At 68.7% G+C, this 18141-nt stretch carries 16 protein-coding genes; 13 read left to right on the top strand and 3 right to left on the bottom strand.

The window, feature by feature from the left end:
- Positions 1-825: AMP-binding protein (locus ACWESM_RS07565; protein ID WP_452491121.1), on the bottom strand; the 825-nt coding region annotated here is incomplete at its 3' end.
- Positions 826-1204: 379 nt separating this feature from the next.
- Between ACWESM_RS07565 and ACWESM_RS07560 the strand changes: the two genes are divergently transcribed.
- From ACWESM_RS07560 to ACWESM_RS07540, 5 genes are read left to right on the top strand one after another with little or no spacing between them, the layout of a single operon-like run.
- A complete protein-coding gene (locus ACWESM_RS07560; protein ID WP_364438370.1) occupies positions 1205-2794 on the top strand; it encodes a peptide ABC transporter substrate-binding protein in 1590 nt (529 codons plus the stop codon).
- 54 nt (positions 2795-2848) lie between these two features.
- Entirely contained in the window at positions 2849-3775 is a 927-nt protein-coding gene (locus ACWESM_RS07555; protein WP_355079253.1) for an ABC transporter permease, read from the top strand.
- Positions 3768-4724 carry an ABC transporter permease gene (locus tag ACWESM_RS07550; RefSeq protein WP_355079251.1) on the top strand — a complete coding sequence of 319 codons (957 nt, stop codon included), beginning with the start codon at positions 3768-3770 and terminating at the stop codon, positions 4722-4724. Before ACWESM_RS07555 ends, ACWESM_RS07550 begins: the two co-directional genes overlap by 8 nt.
- Positions 4721-6397 carry a dipeptide ABC transporter ATP-binding protein gene (locus tag ACWESM_RS07545; protein ID WP_452491120.1) on the top strand — a complete coding sequence of 559 codons (1677 nt, stop codon included), beginning with the start codon at positions 4721-4723 and terminating at the stop codon, positions 6395-6397. Before ACWESM_RS07550 ends, ACWESM_RS07545 begins: the two co-directional genes overlap by 4 nt.
- A 51-nt stretch (positions 6398-6448) precedes the next feature.
- Entirely contained in the window at positions 6449-7195 is a 747-nt protein-coding gene (locus tag ACWESM_RS07540; protein ID WP_364438310.1) for a Fic family protein, read from the top strand.
- A gap of 489 nt (positions 7196-7684) precedes the next feature.
- Here ACWESM_RS07540 and ACWESM_RS07535 read toward each other — a convergent pair whose 3' ends face one another.
- Positions 7685-8494, bottom strand: coding sequence for an HAD family hydrolase (locus tag ACWESM_RS07535; protein WP_379250169.1), 810 nt, complete (start codon positions 8492-8494; stop codon positions 7685-7687).
- A gap of 543 nt (positions 8495-9037) precedes the next feature.
- Here ACWESM_RS07535 and ssd point away from each other — a divergent pair.
- From ssd to ACWESM_RS07500, 7 genes are all read left to right on the top strand, one after another.
- Positions 9038-10147: a septum site-determining protein Ssd gene (ssd, locus tag ACWESM_RS07530; protein WP_355079245.1), complete on the top strand. Its 1110-nt coding sequence runs from the start codon at positions 9038-9040 to the stop codon at positions 10145-10147.
- Positions 10148-10157: 10 nt separating this feature from the next.
- Positions 10158-11342 (top strand): TadA family conjugal transfer-associated ATPase, encoded by a 1185-nt coding sequence (locus ACWESM_RS07525; RefSeq protein WP_452491119.1) that lies wholly within the window; start codon positions 10158-10160, stop codon positions 11340-11342.
- Positions 11339-12133 carry a type II secretion system F family protein gene (locus ACWESM_RS07520; protein WP_397275310.1) on the top strand — a complete coding sequence of 265 codons (795 nt, stop codon included), beginning with the start codon at positions 11339-11341 and terminating at the stop codon, positions 12131-12133. Before ACWESM_RS07525 ends, ACWESM_RS07520 begins: the two co-directional genes overlap by 4 nt.
- Positions 12134-12529: 396 nt before the next feature.
- Entirely contained in the window at positions 12530-13153 is a 624-nt protein-coding gene (locus ACWESM_RS07515; protein WP_355079239.1) for a type II secretion system F family protein, read from the top strand.
- A gap of 546 nt (positions 13154-13699) precedes the next feature.
- Positions 13700-13885 (top strand): DUF4244 domain-containing protein, encoded by a 186-nt coding sequence (locus tag ACWESM_RS07510; RefSeq protein ID WP_355079276.1) that lies wholly within the window; start codon positions 13700-13702, stop codon positions 13883-13885.
- Positions 13886-13923: 38 nt separating this feature from the next.
- On the top strand, positions 13924-14238 hold the full coding sequence (locus tag ACWESM_RS07505) for a TadE family type IV pilus minor pilin (protein WP_355079237.1): 315 nt from the start codon (positions 13924-13926) through the stop codon (positions 14236-14238).
- 163 nt (positions 14239-14401) lie between these two features.
- Positions 14402-14749 carry an Rv3654c family TadE-like protein gene (locus ACWESM_RS07500; protein WP_364438321.1) on the top strand — a complete coding sequence of 116 codons (348 nt, stop codon included), beginning with the start codon at positions 14402-14404 and terminating at the stop codon, positions 14747-14749.
- A 291-nt stretch (positions 14750-15040) separates the two neighbouring features.
- On the opposite strand, the gene ACWESM_RS07495 is transcribed toward ACWESM_RS07500, so the two are convergent.
- A complete protein-coding gene (locus ACWESM_RS07495; RefSeq protein ID WP_452491134.1) occupies positions 15041-17362 on the bottom strand; it encodes a DEAD/DEAH box helicase in 2322 nt (773 codons plus the stop codon).
- 499 nt (positions 17363-17861) lie between these two features.
- On the opposite strand from ACWESM_RS07495, the gene ACWESM_RS07490 reads away from it, so the two are divergent.
- Positions 17862-18068: a cold-shock protein gene (locus ACWESM_RS07490; protein ID WP_011206895.1), complete on the top strand. Its 207-nt coding sequence runs from the start codon at positions 17862-17864 to the stop codon at positions 18066-18068.
- The last annotated feature ends 73 nt before the right edge of the window (positions 18069-18141 follow it).

Raw genomic sequence — 18141 nt, 5'->3', positions numbered from 1 at the left:
GAGGATGCCTTTGGGTTTTCCGGTGGTGCCGGAGGTGTAGAGGATGAACAGGGGGTGTTCGGCGTCGAAGGGTTGGGGTTCGTGGTGGGGTGCGGTGGTGGTGACGGTGTCGTGCCACCACAGGTCGCGGCCTTCGGTCCAGGGGACTTCGATGCCGGTGCGGCGCACCACCAGCACATGCTCGACGCTGGATGGGGTGTCGCCGTGGGCGTAGAGGGCCTCGTCGACTGCTTCCTTCAGTGGGGCGGCTTTGCCGCGCCGCCACTGCCCGTCGGTGGTGATCACCAGGCGGGCTCGGGCGTCGTCGACGCGCTGGCGCAACGCGGTGGGGGAGAATCCGGCGAAGACGACGGAGTGGGTCAGCCCGAGGCGAGCGCAGGCCAGCATGGCGACGATGGCCTCGGGCACCATCGGCATGTAGATGGCCACCCGGTCGCCCGCGACCAGGCCCAGTTCGGTGAACGCGTTGGCGGCCCGGCAGACCTCGTCCCGCAGTTGTTCGTAGGTGATGGCGCGTGAGTCGCCGGGTTCGCCTTCCCAGTGGATGGCGACCTGGTCGCCGTGTCCGTCCAGGACGTGGCGGTCCACGCAGTTGTAGGCGACGTTGAGCTTTCCGCCGACGAACCATTTCGCCACCGGAGCCTCGCTCCAGTCCAGCACCTGGGTGAACGGTTCGTGCCAGTGCAGCCGCCCGGCCTGTTCGGCCCAGAACGCGTCGCGATCGGCCGCCGCCCGCTCGTAGAGTCCGGCGTCGGCGTTCGCCTGGGCGGCGAACTCCGCGTTCGGCGGATACGAGTCCCTGTGTTCGGCGCTGGTTTCGGTCATCTCGTCTCTTCTTTCCACGTAGCCTGAGCGCACGATTCGACGCAGCCGAGTTCGACAGTAATCAACTGTGACCCATGCCGCGTGCGGTGTGTCGATCGGGTTTCGCCCGCGTCACGCCGCCGCGCCTGCCTCCCGCTGCGAACGCGATGCTCCGGCCGCGCGGCCGTTTCCGCACGAAACTCGGGGTGTTTCGGCGATGTTGCCGGATCGGTAACAAGTACAACGAACTCGGATCAATCAGGTGACAGTGCCCGCGCCGGTGGTTACTCTGCCAACCACACAGGGGGATCGCGTCGGCATGCGCTGACGGGCCTCCTGCGGGTGCCGATCGGCTACCCCCTTCTCGCACCGGGAGGACGCGTTGAAATTCCACAGAGCGATGGCGCTGACCGCGGCGGTCGTACTGGCCACGAGCCTCGGGCTGTCCGCATGTTCCTCGGGCGACGGCGCCGATGCCGACATCGTCACGGTCAACGGTGGCGAGCCGCAGAATCCGCTGGTGCCTACCAACACCAACGAGAATATGGGCGGCCGCGTGGTCGACCGGCTGTTCGCGGGCCTGAAGTACTACGACGGGAGCGGCAAGGCGCACGACGAGATGGCGGAGTCGATCCAGACCACGGATCGGAAGAGCTACCGGGTGACCATCAAACCCGGCTGGAAGTTCACCGACGGCACCCCGGTGACGGCGAAGTCGTTCGTCGAGGCGTGGAACTACGGCGCGCTCGGCACCAACGCCCAGTTACAGAGCTATGTGTTCAGTCCCATCGTCGGTTTCGACGAGGTGTCCGCGGAAAAGCCTACGGCACAGACGATGTCGGGCTTGAAGGTGATCGACGACCGCACCTTCACCATCGAGCTGAAGGCGCCCTCGATCGATTTCGAGACCGAACTCGGGTACGCGCCGTTCTATCCGCTGCCCGAGGCCGCGTTCAAGGACATGAAAGCGTTCGGAGAGAACCCGATCGGCAACGGCCCCTACAAGTTCGCCCGGTCCGGGGCGTGGGAGCACAACGTCAAGATCGATCTGGCGCCCAACCCGGACTACCCCGGCGGCCGCCCGGCCAAGAACAAAGGGCTGCGGTTCGTGATGTATCAGTCCTTCGACACCGCCTACGCGGATCTGCAAGCGGGCAATCTGGACGCGCTCGACACCGTGCCCGACAGCGCGCTCACCTCCTACGAACGGGATCTCGGTGACCGCGCGATCACCAAGCCGACCGCCCAGAACCAGCACATCGGCATCCAGTCCAACGTCGCGCACTTCGCCGGCCAGGAAGGGCTGTTGCGGCGCCGGGCGATCTCGATGTCGATCAACCGGGAACAGATCGCGCAGAACATCTTCCACGGCACCCGGATCCCGGCGCGCGACTTCACCGCGAGCACGCTGCCCGGCTTCGACCCGAACCTGCCCGGCTCGGAGGTGTTGAAGTACAACCCCGACGAGGCCAAGAAGGTCTGGGCACAGGCCGACGCGATCTCGCCGTGGTCGGGCCGCTACGAGATCGCCTACAACTCCGACGGCGGCCACCAGGCCTGGGTGGAGGCGGTAGCCAACAGCGTGAAGAACACCCTCGGCGTCGACGCCATCGGCGTGCCGTACCCGACGTTCAAGAACATCCGCGACGAAGTGAACGCGCGCACCATCAACAAGGCCTTCCGCTACGGCTGGCAGGGTGACTACCCGACCATGCTGCAGTTCCTCACTTCGCAGTACTACAGCTACTCCGACACCAACAACGTCGACTACAAGAACCCGGAATTCGACCGCCTGCTCGATGCCGCCTTGGCCGCGCCGAGCCAGGACGAGTCCTACAAGATCATCGCGCAGGCCCAGTCCCTGCTGATCAAGGACCTGGCCGACGTCCCGGTGTTCGACTACGTGGCCGCCGCGGGCCGCTCCGACCGGGTGCGCAAGGCCGAACTCGCCTGGAACGGACTGTTCGACTTCGAGAACATCGAGAAGTAGCCGCCGGCCGCCGGGCGTCCGGGTGACGCTCGGCGGTCCTGTTCAGGAGGCGAAATGGCCTGGTATGTCGGGCGGCGTCTGCTTCAGATGATCCCCGTGTTCCTCGGTGCGACCCTGCTCGTCTACGCACTGGTGTTCCTCGTCCCTGGCGACCCGATCCACGCGCTGGCGGGTGACAAACCCATGACGCCCGCGGTGGAGGCGCAACTGCGGGCGCGCTACCACCTCGACGAGCCGTTCCTCGTGCAGTACCTGTTGTATCTGAAAGGCATCGTCACGCTGGACTTCGGCACGGCCTTCTCCGGCAGGCCGGTGCGGGACGAACTCGCGCGCGCGTTCCCGATCACGATCAAGTTGGCCTTCATGGCGGTGCTGATCGAGTCGGTCTTCGGCGTGCTGTTCGGCCTGATCGCCGGACTGCGCAAAGGCAAGCTGTTCGACTCCGCGATGCTCGTGATCAGCCTGGTCGTGATCGCGGTCCCGGTCTTCGTGGTGGGCTTTCTCGCCCAATTCCTGCTCGGCGTGAAGTGGGGCATCGCGCCCGTGACGGTCTCCGGGAAGGCGACCGTCGGCGAACTGCTGGTGCCCGCGATCGTGCTCGGCTCGCTGTCGTTCGCCTACGTCCTGCGCTTGACCCGGAATTCGGTGGCGGAGAACATGTCCGCCGACTACGTGCGCACCGCGACCGCCAAAGGCCTGCGCAGGCCACGCGTGGTGACCGTGCACATCCTGCGCAACTCGATGATTCCGGTGGTCACGTTCGTCGGCGCGGATCTGGGCGCCCTGATGGGCGGCGCCATCGTCACCGAGGGCATCTTCAACATTCCCGGCGTGGGCGGCACGCTCTACCAGGCCATCACCAGGGGGGAGCCGCCGACCGTCGTCTCCTTCGTCACGGTGCTGATCGTCATCTTCCTGCTCACCAATCTGCTCGTGGACCTGCTCTACGCCGCACTCGACCCGAGGATCCGCTATGCCTGACCGCACCGAGGCCGCGAGTCCGCGCCGCGGCCAGGAGCATTTCGTCGCGCCGCCCGACGAGGTCGAGGTGCTCGCCACCGACGCCGTACTGGATGCGGGCGCGCCGACCAGCATCTGGCGCGACGCGTGGCGGCAGCTGCGGCGCAACCCGATCTTCATCGTCGCGGCGGTGCTGATCGTGTTCGTGCTGATCGTGGTGATCTGGCCGGGGCTGTTCACCGATCAGGACCCGCGGTACTGCAACGGCGACTTCAGCATGGACCCGCGCGGCGCGGGGCACCCGTTCGGTTTCGACAAGCAGGGGTGCGACATCTACGCCCGCACCGTCTACGGAGCGCGGGCTTCCGTGCTCGCCGGAGTCGGCGCGACGCTGCTGTTCGTGCTGATCGGGGGAACGCTCGGCGCGCTGGCGGGCTTCTACGGCGGGCCGCTGGACTCGATCGTCTCGCGGGTCGCGGAGGTCTTCTACGCGATTCCGTTGATGCTGGCCGCCATCGTGATCATGCAGCTGCTGGACGCAAGGACGATCTGGACCGTGATCGTCATCCTCGCCTCGTTCACCTGGCCGCAGGCGGCGCGGATCGCCCGTAGCGCGGTGATCCAAGCGAAGAACAGTGATTACGTCACGGCCGCGAAAGCTTTGGGCGTCTCTCGACCGCAGACGCTTGTGCGCCACGTGTTGCCCAACGCGGCGGGACCGCTGATCGTGGTGACCACGCTGTGGCTGGGCGTCTTCATCGTCACCGAGGCGACGCTGTCCTATCTCGGCGTCGGTCTCCCGCGCACCGTGGTGTCCTGGGGCGCGGACATCGCCACGGGTCAGAAGGAGATCCGCACCTCCGCCATCCTGTTCTATCCGGCGACGGCGCTGGCGCTGACCGTGCTGAGCTTCATCATGCTGGGCGACGCCGTGCGCGACGCCCTCGATCCGAAGGCGAGGAAGCGATGAGCGAGGCCGACCGGCCGCTGCTGGAGATCACCGATCTGAACGTGAGCTTCACCGCCGACGGCAAGCCGGTGCCCGCGGTCCGGGACGTGAGCCTGTCGGTGTATCCGGGGCAGACCGTGGCCATCGTCGGGGAATCGGGCTCGGGAAAGTCGACCACCGCGCACGCGATCATCGACTTGCTGCCCGGCACGGGCCGGGTCACCTCCGGTTCGATCAGGTTCGACGGCAAGGAACTCACGGCGGCCTCGAAACGAGAGATCGTCGCGGTCCGCGGCAGCGGCATCGGCCTGGTCCCGCAGGATCCGATGTCGAATCTGAATCCGGTGTGGAAGATCGGTTTCCAGATCCGCGAGACGCTCGAAGCCAACGGCATCGCGAAGGGCAAGGCCGCCGAGAAGCGAGCGGTGGAACTGCTCGAGGAAGCGGGCATGCCCGACGCCGAACGCCGGGTGAACCAGTATCCGCACGAGTTCTCCGGCGGCATGCGCCAGCGTGCGTTGATCGCGATCGGCCTGTCCTGCCGGCCGCAACTGCTCATCGCCGACGAGCCGACCTCGGCGCTCGACGTGACCGTACAGCGGCAGATCCTCGACCATCTCGAGCGGCTCACCGCCGAACTCGGCACCGCGGTGCTGCTGATCACCCATGACTTGGGTTTGGCGGCGGAGCGTGCCGAACACCTGGTGGTGATGTATCGCGGCCGTGTCGTGGAGTCCGGGCCCGCTTTGCGGATTCTGCGTGATCCGCAGCACCTGTACACCAAACGGCTGGTGAGTTCGGCGCCGTCGCTGGCCGCGCAGCGGCGGTCGGCGGTGCGGCGCCGGGCCGAGATCCACGCGCAAGCCGTGCAGGTGGCGGCAGCCGACACGGTGGTGCCGGACGACGTGCTGGTGGCCGAGCATCTGACGAAGACGTTCCACCTTCGCGATCGCACGCCGTGGAAGTCGACCGAGTTCGTCGCGGTGGACGATGTGTCGTTCCGGCTGCGGCGCGGGTCGACCACGGCGATCGTCGGCGAATCCGGCTCGGGCAAGACCACGGTGGCGCAGATGGTCCTCGGACTGCTCGCGCCCACCTCCGGCGCCGTGACATTCGACGGCAAGGACGTGACCACCCTGGACCGTAAGGAATCCTTCGCCTTCCGCCGCCGGGTGCAGCCGATCTTCCAGGATCCCTACGGCTCGCTCGATCCGATGTACACGATCTACCGCACCATCGAGGAGCCGTTGCGCACCCACCGGATCGGTACCGCCGAGGAAAGGGAGGCGACCGTGCGGGAACTGCTCGACAAGGTCGCGCTGCCTGCCGGTGTGCTGCGGCGCTACCCCAACGAACTGTCCGGTGGGCAGCGTCAGCGCGTGGCGGTCGCGCGGGCGCTCGCCCTACGGCCCGAAGTGGTGGTGTGCGACGAGGCGGTGTCCGCGCTCGACGTGCTGGTGCAGGCCCAGATCCTCCGCCTGCTCAACGAGCTGCAAGCCGAGCTCGGGCTGGCGTATCTGTTCATCACCCACGATCTGGCCGTGGTGCGGCAGATCGCCGACGACGTGCTCGTCATGCAGCGCGGCAAGGTGGTCGAGGCGGCGACGACCGACGAGGTGTTCGATGATCCCCGGCAGGAGTACACGCGCAAACTGCTCGACGCGATACCGGGACGCGATCTGCTGGCCGGATAGCGAGCCGGTCGCGCGGATCGGTCCGCGCGAGCGCAAGTAGCCTCGTATGCCGTGACCGATCCGCTACAGCCTCTCGTCGATCTTCCCGGTGTGCGGGACGCGGCCGACCGTGCCCGCGACGCGCTCGCCGAGGTGCACCGGCACAAGGCGAACCGGCGTGGGTGGCCCACCACGGCGGCCGAGGCCGCGGTGCGTGCGGCCCGGTCCTCGGCGGCCATCGACGGCGGCAGCACGGACATTCCCGCCGACGGCCGGGTGGCGGACCCGATCCTGGCCGGCTCGCTGCGCGTGGGGCAGGCGTTGGACGGGGACGCGCTGCGGAATCTGGTGGGCACCTGGCAGCGTGCCCCGCTGCAGGCGCTGGCGCGGCTGCATCTGCTCGCCGCGGCCGATCTGATCCCGGAGCAAGAGGCGCTCGGCAGGCCGCGCGGCGACTCGGGCGTCGCGCAGCGGCTGGATCTGCTGGCGCAGACGGTGCTCGGTTCGCGAGCGCCCGCGCCGGTGCTCGCCGCCGTAGTACACGGTGAGCTACTGGCGCTGCGGCCGTTCGGCACGGCCGATGGCGTAGTCGCGCGGGCGGCCTCCCGGCTGGTCGCGGTGTCGAGTGGGCTGGATCCGCACAGCCTCGGCGTACCGGAGGTGTTCTGGTTGCGCAGGCGTCAGGCGTATCTGGACGCGGCCGCGGGATTCGGAACCGGGGAGGCGGAGGCGGTCGGCGGCTGGGTGATCCTCTGTTGCGGGGCGTTCGAGGACGGCGCGCGCGAGGCCACGTCGATCGCGGACTCGGCGGCGGGATAACCCCCGTACACGTCAAAGCGGGCGGCGTTGTCTCTCGACCTCACCGCCCGCTAGCACGGACTACCCGGTTACCAAGCGTGCTAGGTGGGTTGTGTTCTGCGGCCTCGGCGACAATCCGGACATCGGCCGGTTCATCCCCGCAACCTGTGCGAGGCCTTCGCCGTCGACTATCCGAATTTCGCAGGCCCACAACGCTTCTGCCCTTGTCGCGGCGCGCTCCGCGTGGGTGCCTGGTGCCCGTGCTGGGAAGAAGGGTCGGGAGACAGTGCCTTCTCTTCCGGTGCTGCCTTGGCCTTCCGTCCTTCCGTAGTTACCTTTCTACACCTGTGACTGCACTCACATCAAGGGATGCGAGAACATTGAACAATCGGCGTTTTTCTCGGCGTTTCGTGGTTAAATGCCTGGTCCGCGGCGCCATCGGTCAAGTTGGCTGAGCTAACGGCAAGCCGCTGGCGACCCAGGTGGGACGGGCTGCTCGAGCGTCCGATCTCAGCGTCGGCGGCGCAGCATCCGGTAGCTGATCGCGCCGGCCACGACCGCGCTCAAGCCGACCGCCGCAGTGGCCGCGAGCGTCGTCGAGGACGGCGCTTGGAAGCGCGCCCACAGCGACACCGGATTGGAGAAGGTCAGGATCGGCCAGCCCCGCGTGGTGGCCTCACGGCGCAGATTGCGATCCGGATTGACCGCAGTGGGGTGGCCCACCGCGCCGAGCAGCGGCAGGTCGGTGATCGAGTCGGAGTAGGCGTAGCAGCGGGACAGGTCGTACCCCTCGTCTGCGGCGAGTTTCTCGATGGCGGCGACCTTGCCCTCGCCGTAGCAGTAGAACTCGACCTCGCCGGTGTACTTTCCGTCCGCCACGACCATCTGGGTGGCGGCGGTATGTGAGGCGCCGAGCGCTTCGGCGATCGGGCCGACGATCTCCTCGCCGGAGGCCGAGACGATCACCACATCGTGCCCCCGGATCTTGTGGTCGGCGATCAAGTCGGCCGCCTCCGCGTAGATCAGCGGATCGACCAACTCGTGCAATGTCTCTGCCACAATGGATTTCACCTGCTCGACGTCCCAGCCCGCGCACATGCTGGTCAGGTGGGCGCGCATCCGTTCCATCTGATCGTGATCGGCTCCCGACAGCAGGAACAGGAAGTGGGCGTAACTGCTTTCCAGTACGGCGCGGCGGTTCAAAAGCCCCTGCGCGTAGAAGGGCTTGCTGAATACGAACGTGCTCGACTTCGCGATCACGGTCTTGTCCAGATCGAAGAAGGCCGCGACGCGTCCACCTGCAGTGGCTGACTTGTCCACCCGACCAGGATAGGCGGCGGTATGGTCTCCGCTCGGCCAGGCGTCAGGTGTGGTGCGGCTGCTGTGTCCCCGTGGTCGGTCCGACCGCGGGTTGTGGCAGCGCTCTCCGGCCACCGCGCCTGTTGTGTGGCCGTCCTGCCTTCGATCGGCCGCAGATGGGCGGCGGCTGCACCACGGCTGCCGCTGGTCGGCACGCGTGTTCCCCGCCGTGGCGCGGCTGCGGCCGGTGCGGCGATGAAGTTTGCCCCGCAGACGCCGAAGCCACGAGGGCCACAAAGATGTCCGTCGGCAGACTTGCGTGGTGGCCGGGGCTTAGGTGTAGTATTGCTGGCACCTGGACATGGTCCAGGCGCGTTCAGCCCGACCCCCCGGGGCTGAACCCCGACGGCCCCAGCCTCCTCCCCCCCCGGCTGGGGCCGTCCTCTATTTCAGGGACAGTGCGCTACGACATCGGGTTCGGATAGCTGTCCACAAGCCCGGAGTTGTCCACATTCGGCATATCGCCCCTTCTGTCCCTGCTCCCGTTCCGCGACGCTGACCTGCATGAACCTCGATGCATCGGAGCCGAGTGGGCCGGCGCCCGCCCTTGTGCTCATCGATGACGACCGTCTGCGCGACGAAGTCCGGCGTATCGCGGCGGCCGCCGAACGGCCACTCGATGAGCGGACGCGACTCGTCGGCCGACATGCCTGGACCGGCGCTCCACTGGTCATCCTGGACACCGATACGGCACGCGAAGCGGCCGCCGCGGGCTACCTGCGCCGCGCCGGCGTCGTGGTGGTAACCGATGGTGAGCCAGGTTTGCTCGACTGGCAGGCCGCCGCCGCGGTCGGCGCGGAGCGGGCTATCGCCTTGCCCGGCGCGGCGGTGGGGCTCATCGAGATGTTTGCTGAATACGGCGAGCAGCGTGCGGGTGACGGCGTGGTGCTCGCCGTCGTCGGCGCGGGCGGCGGGGCCGGTGCGTCCACCCTCGCCGTCGCGGTCGCGCTGCGCGCCGCCGCGGAGGGGTTCCGGCGCGAGACCTTGCTGGTCGATGGCGCACCCTTCGCGGGGGGTCTCGACCTGCTGCTCGGTGTCGAGAACGCGGCGGGACTGCGCTGGCCCGACCTGGTGGTGGAGGACGGGCGCGTCTCAGCGACCGCGCTGCACGGCGCCCTACCCGTCGCGGCGCCCGGGCTCGCGGTGCTGTCCTGTGGGCGCTGCGGTGCGGGACGATTGCCACGTGAGCTCGGCGCGCCCGCGGTCCGCGCTGTCATCGAAGCGGGCCGTGTCGCAGGCGATTTCATAGTTTGCGATATTTCCGGTGAGCGCGGGCCGCATGCCGACCAGATGCTCGACTCCGCGGACCTCGTGGTTCTGGTCGTTCCGGCGCGGCTGCGTGCGGTCGCCGCCGCCGAAGCGGTGTCCGCCCATATCGCGCGGCGAAACCCGAACCAGGGCCTGATCGTTCGCGGTCCGGCGCCCGGCGGCCTGCGCGGAGCCGAGGTCGCCGAGGTGCTCGATCTCCCGCTGCTCGCCGCCGTTCGCGCCCAGTCCGGTCTCGCGCACCGGCTGGAGCGCGGCGGGATGTCGGTAGGCCGCCGCGGGCCGCTGCGTGATGCGGCCGACGCCGTCCTCGGCGTACTGAGTGCACCACCGGGACAACGGCGGTGAGGAGGGGGCGATGAGCGCGATACTGACCAGCGAGCTGCTGGACCGGGTGCGGGAGCGCCTGTCGGGCGAGACCGGCGACCCGGATCCGGCGCAGGTCGCCGCCGCGATCCGGGCCGAAGCGGGCGGGGTGCTCGGCGACACCGACCTGCTGCGGGCTCTGCGACTGCTGCAGACCGAACTCACCGGCGCGGGCGTACTCGAACCGCTGTTGCACGATCCGCGAGTGGCCGACGTCCTGGTGACCGGTCCGGACGCGGTGTGGATCGATCGCGGGCACGGTCTGGAGAAGACCTCGATCACCTTCTCCGACGAGGCCGCGGTCCGGCGGCTGGCGCAGCGCCTGGCACTGTCGGCGGGCCGCCGACTCGACGACGCACAACCATGGGTGGATGGTCGGCTGTCCGGAATCGCTGCGGCATCAGGGGATTCGTTCGGGGTCCGCTTGCACGCGGTCCTCGCGCCGGTCGCGCACGGCGGCACTTGTCTGTCGTTGCGGGTACTCCGTCCGGCCACCCAGGGGCTGTCCGCGCTCGCCGTGGCGGGCTCGGTGCCCGCCGACGCGAAGCTCCTGCTGGAACGAATCATCCGGGCGAGGCTGGCGTTCCTGGTCGTCGGCGGCACCGGAGCCGGGAAGACGACGCTGCTGTCGGCCCTGCTCGCCACGGTGGGCCCGTCCGAGCGGATCGTCTGCGTCGAGGACGCGGCGGAGCTCGCGCCACCGCATCCCCACGTGGTCCGGCTGGTGGCCAGGACCGCGAATGTGGAAGGCGTCGGCGAGGTCACCGTCCGTGACCTGGTCCGTCAAGCGCTGCGCATGCGGCCGGACCGGATCGTGGTCGGCGAGGTCAGGGGCGCCGAGGTGGTCGACCTGCTGACCGCGTTGAACACCGGACACGACGGCGGGGCGGGCACCGTGCACGCCAACTCGCCGCAAGAAGTCCCCGCCCGGCTGGAAGCCCTCGCCGCTCTGGGCGGCATGGATCGAGCGGCTTTGCACAGTCAACTCGCCGCCGCGGTGCAGGTCGTCCTGCACATGCACCGCCGATCCGACGGCTCGCGGGGGCTGCGCGAGGTCGGCCTCGTGCACCGCAACGGCGATGGGGCCGTGCGGATCACGCCCGCCTGGCATACCACGGGTGTGGCCCCCGCCGCCGCGGACCTGTCCAGCCTGCTCGCCGAACGGCTCGACCGTTGAGCGGCGCGCTGTTGTGTCTCGCGCTGGCGTTGGTCCTGGTTCCGGCGCCCCGGTCGCAGCGCCGGTTCGGACAGCTGTTCACCGCGCGCGTCGAGTACCGAATACCGGAGCGCGGCAGGCTGTTCCGCGTCTGTGCCTGCGTAGGCATGGTGATCGTGCTCGCCGTCTTCGGTACGGGTGCTTTCCTCGCGGCAGGCCTGGTCGCCGGAACGGTCGGGCTACGGGCTCGCCGGGCGGTACGGGACCGGCGCGGGAAAGCCGAGCAAGGGTACCTACTCGATGCCTTGGAGGCTGTGATCGCGGAATTGCGAGTGGGGGCGCATCCGAGCGCCGCCGCCGAGGCCGCCGCACGTGAGGTGTGGGGCGAGTCGTCCCGCGCGTTCACCGTTGGCGCCGCCCGCAGCCGACTCGGTGGCTCGGCGGCCGAGGGTCTGCGCCGGCCGGATTCCCCGATCGCCGCGGAACTCGCCCGGGTCGCCGGGGCGTGGCAGGTGGCCGAGCAGCACGGCTTGGCACTGGCGGAGTTGCTGTCCGCGGCCCGAACGGATCTCGCGGGACGCATCCGATTCCACGGCCGCACCACCGCCGCGCTGGCCGGCGCACGGGCCACCGCCGGTGTCCTGGCGTGTTTGCCGCTCCTCGGCATCGCCCTCGGCCAAATGATGGGCGCCGCGCCGCTGCACGTCCTGTTCGCCTCGTCCGCGGGGGCGGTGCTGTTGCCGGTAGGCGCGGGCCTGGCCTGCGCGGGCCTGCTGTGGACCGATGCCATCACCCGAAAGGTGCTGATATGAAGTCTTCCTCGATGGCTGGTCGCGGCCGGCCAAAGCAGTTGTCGAACTCGAAGCCGGTTGCGATCTGCGGGGAGAGGCGGTTTGCGCGCACGCCGGTTCCAAGGGTCGTGTGTGCCGTAGTCGCAGGCGGTGCGGCCCTGCGAAGCCGCCGCCCGGTCGGCGATCCAATCGGACTGCAGCGCACGGCGGATGCACACCACCTCGACGGCGCGTTCACCCCTGACTACCCGCAGACCGGCCGAATCTACGGTCGCGCTGCTGAGCGACGACGGGTCAGCCTCATCGGTCCGCTCTTCGGCGACGGCACGCAGGTGAGGCGTGGTGTGCCGTCGTATGGCCCGACTGTAGGCCGTGCACGAGGTCATCGCACAACAGGATCGCTGAGGAAGGCTGCTGATGGCGTTCACTTCTGGTGCGGCACTGCCGTTGCTGCTGATGGCGGCCGCACTCGCATCGCTGCCGGGACGAGTGGCCGTGAGCAGGCGGTTGCATGCCCTCGGCCGGACGCGCAACGCACCGGCCGAGACGTCGCGCCGGGTGAACCGGGAGACCGATCCGCTGGCTGTCGCCTCGGTGCTCGACCTGCTGGCCGCCTGCCTGCGTGCTGGGCTTCCCATGGCAGGGGCGGCGCGCGCCGTGGCGCAGGAGGCGCCGGAACCACTCGGCGAAGCACTGCGACGGGCGGCGGACCTGCTCGCGCTCGGCGCCGACGCGGCCACGGCCTGGCACCAAGTGGCGCGGGATGCGAAGGGGCGCCCAGGAGCCGACGAGATCGAGTCGCTGGCCCGGATGGCGCGCCGTTCGGCGCGGTCCGGATCGTCGCTGGCGGCAGCGGTCATGGAACTGGCCGAGCAGCGCAGGGCCGCGGTGGAAGACATCGCGGCCGCGAAGGCGGAACGCGCGGGCGTCCTGATCGGCGGCCCCTTGGGGCTGTGCTTCCTCCCGGCCTTCGTCTGCCTCGGCATAGTGCCGGTGGTCATCGGCTTGGCGAGCCGAGTCCTAGGCGGTGGGCTGCTGTAACTCCGCACCGGGCAGTGGCCACGCCGCCCATGGTGTCCGCACCGAAGCGTTCACGCCGGGTTTTCGCGCAGGTTCGGCGGACCGTGACCGGGCGGCCCGCGCTCGCGGACCCGCCTGGAATCGCATCGGGAGAACAGCGGACGGCCGGGCCCACGTCGTTCACGAGAGCGCGTCAGGTGGGTCGCTCGGAGCCCCCGCACCGTCGCTGCCGCCACCGGTCGGGAAGGCCGTCGCGGGGCTGGTCGGTCCGCCTATGGCCCGGCAGCTCGGCGGTGTGCCACGCACTCGGCGCTTCGGTGGCTGCTTTGCGTGCTGAGCCGTATCCAGCGTTCGGTCGCTCATGGAACCCGTCGCTGCCGCTGATCGGCACCCGTCGGCGGTTCGTCGTGGACCGAAGCGAAAGCGACCGTGCTCGGGCGGCAGCGTCGCGCACTGCATCGGAGGAAGCGTGCTCGTGCGGACCGGCCGCACGGGCCGGGAAGGAGGAATCGGGTGCGTATCCAGGGGGTTGTGAGGTCCGTGGGCCGCAGGGCGCGGGCTGTATATATAAGCCTGCGTGCGCGGGCGCTGCGGGCGATGGTCGCGGAGGACGGCATGAGCACAGCGGAGTACGCGATCGGCACGATCGCGGCGGCGGCATTCGGCGCCGTGCTGTACGGGGTGGTGACGGGCGACAGCATCGTGAACGCGCTGACGAAGATCATCGACCGGGCACTGAACACATCGGTGTAGCTGTCGCCGCACCGTGGCTCGGCGACGATCGGGGAGGGGTGACGATCGAGGCCGCGCTCGCCCTGACCTCGGTCGTCGCTACCGTCGTGCTCTGTCTCGGGGCCCTGCTGGCGGCATCGACCCAGGTCCGCTGTGTCGATGCCGCCGGCGAGGCCGCCCGCCTCGCCGCGCGGGGCGATCACGCGAACGCCCGCCCGGCGGCGGAGCGCATCGCCCCGCCGTCGGCCGACATCGCACTCCGCACCGAGGGCACTCGTGTGATCGCCGTGGTTTCCGCGCGGACCCCACTTCTGCCGCTGCTCACCCTCCGCGCGGAGGCGGTCGCGACCCTCGAGCCCGGAGCCACCGAATGAAAGCGGTGCCGATGGGGGTCTGGCTTCTCGTGGGCGGCGGTGCCCGTCACGGTCGGATTCCGGTTCGCGACGCTGCCCGGAGCGAGACGTGACAGGGAACGGTGAGCGGGTTCCGATCAGCGAGCGCAGCCCGAGGCGTGTCCCTCGCATGCTGCGGGTTCGGGTGAGCGACGAACAGGGGTTGGCCACCGTGTTCGCTTGCTTGGCGCTCGCGGCCCTCATCGCGGTGACGCTATTGATCGCGCAGGTGGGGGCCGTGGTGGTGGCGCGGCATCGGGCGCAGGCGGCCGCCGATTCGGCGGCACTGACCGCGGCGGGAGCCTTGGTCGATGGCGTCGATGTCGCATGTGCTGAGGCGGACCAGGTGGCACGGCGGATGGGTGCGCGAATCCGTGTTTGCGAGGCGGTGGAGTGGGACGCCACGGTGGCTGTGGAAAGGAATGTACCAATAGGTCTGTACGGCGATCGGATCGTTCGGGCGAGCGCACGGGCCGGACCGGTTGAAGAGTGATGGAGTTCGATACACAGTCGGCCCCGCGTCGCTTCCAGTGGCGGAAATCGGAAACTTAACTGGCGGGTTTAAAAGCGGACTCAGGGAAATGCCCGCGCGGACCCGGGATATCTAAAAGGGAGGAATGCGCATGTCCACAAACGATGAAGTGGCAATAGTCTAGTTAACATGAATCTAATCCTCTTTATTCGACCGGGGTGAAGCGGCGGCATTCCACTGGGAGGTCTCCCAGCCCTCCCAGCGTGTGCGCTGGCAAGGTCGACAATCGGTCACGTGTCCGGCTCTGCGCCGTCACGAATCGAGCGGCGCGTCCGCACCAGCGGACAGTTCGGCGAGTACGGCGGTGAGCAGGCGCGCCGCTGCCGCCTTGTCCAGTGGGTGGTTCCCGTTGCCGCACTTGGGTGATTGGACGCAGGAGGGGCAGCCCGCCACGCAGCCGCACGACTCGATGGCCGACAAGGTCGCCGTAAGCCACTGGCGCAGTTGCGCGAACCCGCGCTCGGCGAATCCCGCCCCGCCGGCTTGGCCGTCGTAGACGAAGACGGTGGGCAGTCCGGTATCTGGGTGCTCGGCGGTGGAGACACCGCCGATGTCCCACCGGTCGCAGGTCGCCACCAGGGGCAACAGCCCGATCGCCGCGTGCTCGGCCGCGTGCAGCGCCCCGGGGACGTCCTGGGGCGCGATCCCCGCCAGCGCCAGCAATTCCGGTGTCACCGTGTACATGACCGCCCTGGTCGGCAGTGTCTGCGGCGGCAGGTCGAGTTCCACCAGGTCGAGCACTTCGCCGGTGAGCAGCGTGCGCAGATAGCCGATCACCTGGCTGGTGACCCGCACCCGGGCCAGGCCGGCCGTCACGTGACCGTGGGCACGGTGCTCGGTCACCGCGTCGATCACGATCGAGGTCACCTGGCGCGCACTGGTGGTCCACCCGGGCTCGGCGGTGTGCACGAAGGCCACGCCGTCAACGAGATCCAGCTCGTCGACGACATAGGTCTCGCCCTGGTGCAGGTGCACGGCGCCCGGATGCAGCGTCGCCCTGGCCCGTCCGGCATCGGCGGTGCCGAGCAGTCTGCCGGTCTCGCCGTCCACGATGGCCACCGGTGCGCCGATTCCGCCCCGGACGTCCACCGCGTCGTGCGGCTGCGTCTCCGCGGTCACGTACCAGCGCGCGCGATCTCCCGTTCCACGCCGCCTGATCAGTCCTTTCACGGTCAGCTCGGCCAGTACTTCACGGGCGCCCAGTTCGTCCACCTCGGCGTCGGTGAGCGGCAACTCCAGCGCGGCGCACAGTAGTTGCGGACCCAGCACATAGGGGTTGCGCGGGTCGGTGATGGTGGCCTCGATCGGCTTTCCGAGCAGCGCTTCGGGGTGATGGACCAGGAAGGTGTCCAATGGATCGTCCCGCGCCACGAGCAGCACCAGTGACCCTTGGGCGCGCCGTCCCGCCCGCCCGGCCTGCTGCCAGAACGACGCGACCGTTCCGGGAAAACCTGAGATGACCACGGCATCCAGTCCCGCGATGTCGACGCCGAGTTCCAGTGCGCTGGTGGTCGCGGCGCCGAGCAGCGATCCGTCCGACAAAGCGGCTTCCAGCTCACGCCGATCCTCCGCGAGATAACCCGCCCGGTAGGACGCCACGCGTGCGGCGAGGTCCGGATCGACCTCGCCCAAGAGCCTTTTGGCATCCATCGCGGTCAGCTCCGCGGCTCGGCGGGAGCGCACGAAGGTCAAGGTCCGCGCGCCTTCGGCCACCAGATCCGCCATGATCCGCGCCGCCTCCGCGGTGGCGGACCTGCGCACCGGCGCACCGTTCTCGCCGGTCACGGCGGTGAGCAACGGTGGCTCCCAGAGCGCGATCGTCCGCGGTCCCTGCGGCGATCCGTCCCGAGTGACCGCGGTGCACGGCGCGCCGATCAGGCGCGACGCGGCCTCCGCCGGTTCGGCGGAGGTCGCCGAGCAGAGCACGAACACGGGATCGGCGCCGTATCGTGCGGCGATCCGCCGCAGCCTGCGCAACACCAGCGCGACGTGCGAGCCGAAAACACCGCGATAGGCGTGGCATTCGTCGACCACCACGTAACGCAGCCTGCGCAGCACCCGCGCCCAGCGCTGGTGCGATCGAAGTATGCCGAGGTGGAGCATGTCCGGATTGGTGAAGATCCAGCGCGCGTTGGCGCGTACCCACTGCCGGATCTCGGCAGGCGTATCGCCGTCGTAAGTGGCCGGATGTATATCGCGCAACGGACCTTCGTGGGTGAGCTCGCCGACCGCGCGCAGCTGATCGGCGCCGAGCGCCTTCGTCGGCGACAGATACAACGCGGTGGCCTTCGGATCGGCTTGCAGCGTCGTGAGCACCGGAAGCTGATAGCCGAGCGATTTGCCCGAGGCGGTCCCGGTGCTCACGACGACGTGCCGTCCGCGGAACGCCTGCTCCGCGGTGTCCACCTGATGCCGCCATGGCGCGGCCACGCCTGTCTCACGCAATGCCGCAATCACTTCCGGCGATGCCCAGACGGGCCATTCGGAGTGTTCGGCGGCTCGTGCGGGCAACTCGGCCACGTGCGTGAGCCGGGGGTCGCCATCGAGGCCTCCGGCTAGGACACGATTCAGCAACGATGTCCCGTAGCCGAGCTCGGTTCCCGGCCGTCCGCGCAGCGCGAAGTCGGGCGGATTCACGATCGGAACCCCGCAACACGCTCGGGGAGTGTGAAACGTGTGTGTCCGGGAACCTCCACCTGCCTTTTCGATACCAAATAGCGACCTGGGTCACAGCTTCTTTGCTGAACGTCGACTCGGTTATCACCAGGCAAACGAACCCCAAGTCTGGATTCCGCCATTGTGTCCCTCACCTGCGCATTCGCAAGATCAACTTTTTTGCAAATTGTCGGTAACTCGACTGTTGAATTGCCCGAAGACATGGTTCACTGGTTCCTGGTCGCAAGCTTCTGTGTTCGAGGGACGGATCCAAAGTCCAAACCGTCAGCAGGATCGATGTTGCGAACGGTGTGCTTGGTGCTTTCCTGCAGGGGGAACCAACAGTACAGCGGTCACAACGGACCCGGTGGACGAACCCAGTTGTCCGCCGTTCCGGTAAGAAAAGAGAAGGAACAGAATGGCACAGGGAACTGTGAAGTGGTTCAACGCGGAGAAGGGGTTCGGCTTCATCGCGCCGGAGGACGGCTCCGCTGACGTCTTCGTCCACTACTCCGAGATCCAGGGTTCGGGTTTCCGCACCCTCGAGGAGAACCAGAAGGTCGAGTTCGAGGTCGGCCAGGGCACCAAGGGCCCGCAGGCCACCGGAGTGCGTGCGCTCAGCTGAGCGGCGCAAGGATCCACAGCTCGTCCCTCACCACCGGCAACGGGGTGAGGGACGAGCTATATCTGGGGTAGTC

The organism is Nocardia sp. NPDC003999, from assembly GCF_053604885.1.
The sequence above is the reverse complement of the archived record's forward strand: the minus strand, read 5'-3'. Positions and strand labels throughout refer to the sequence as shown.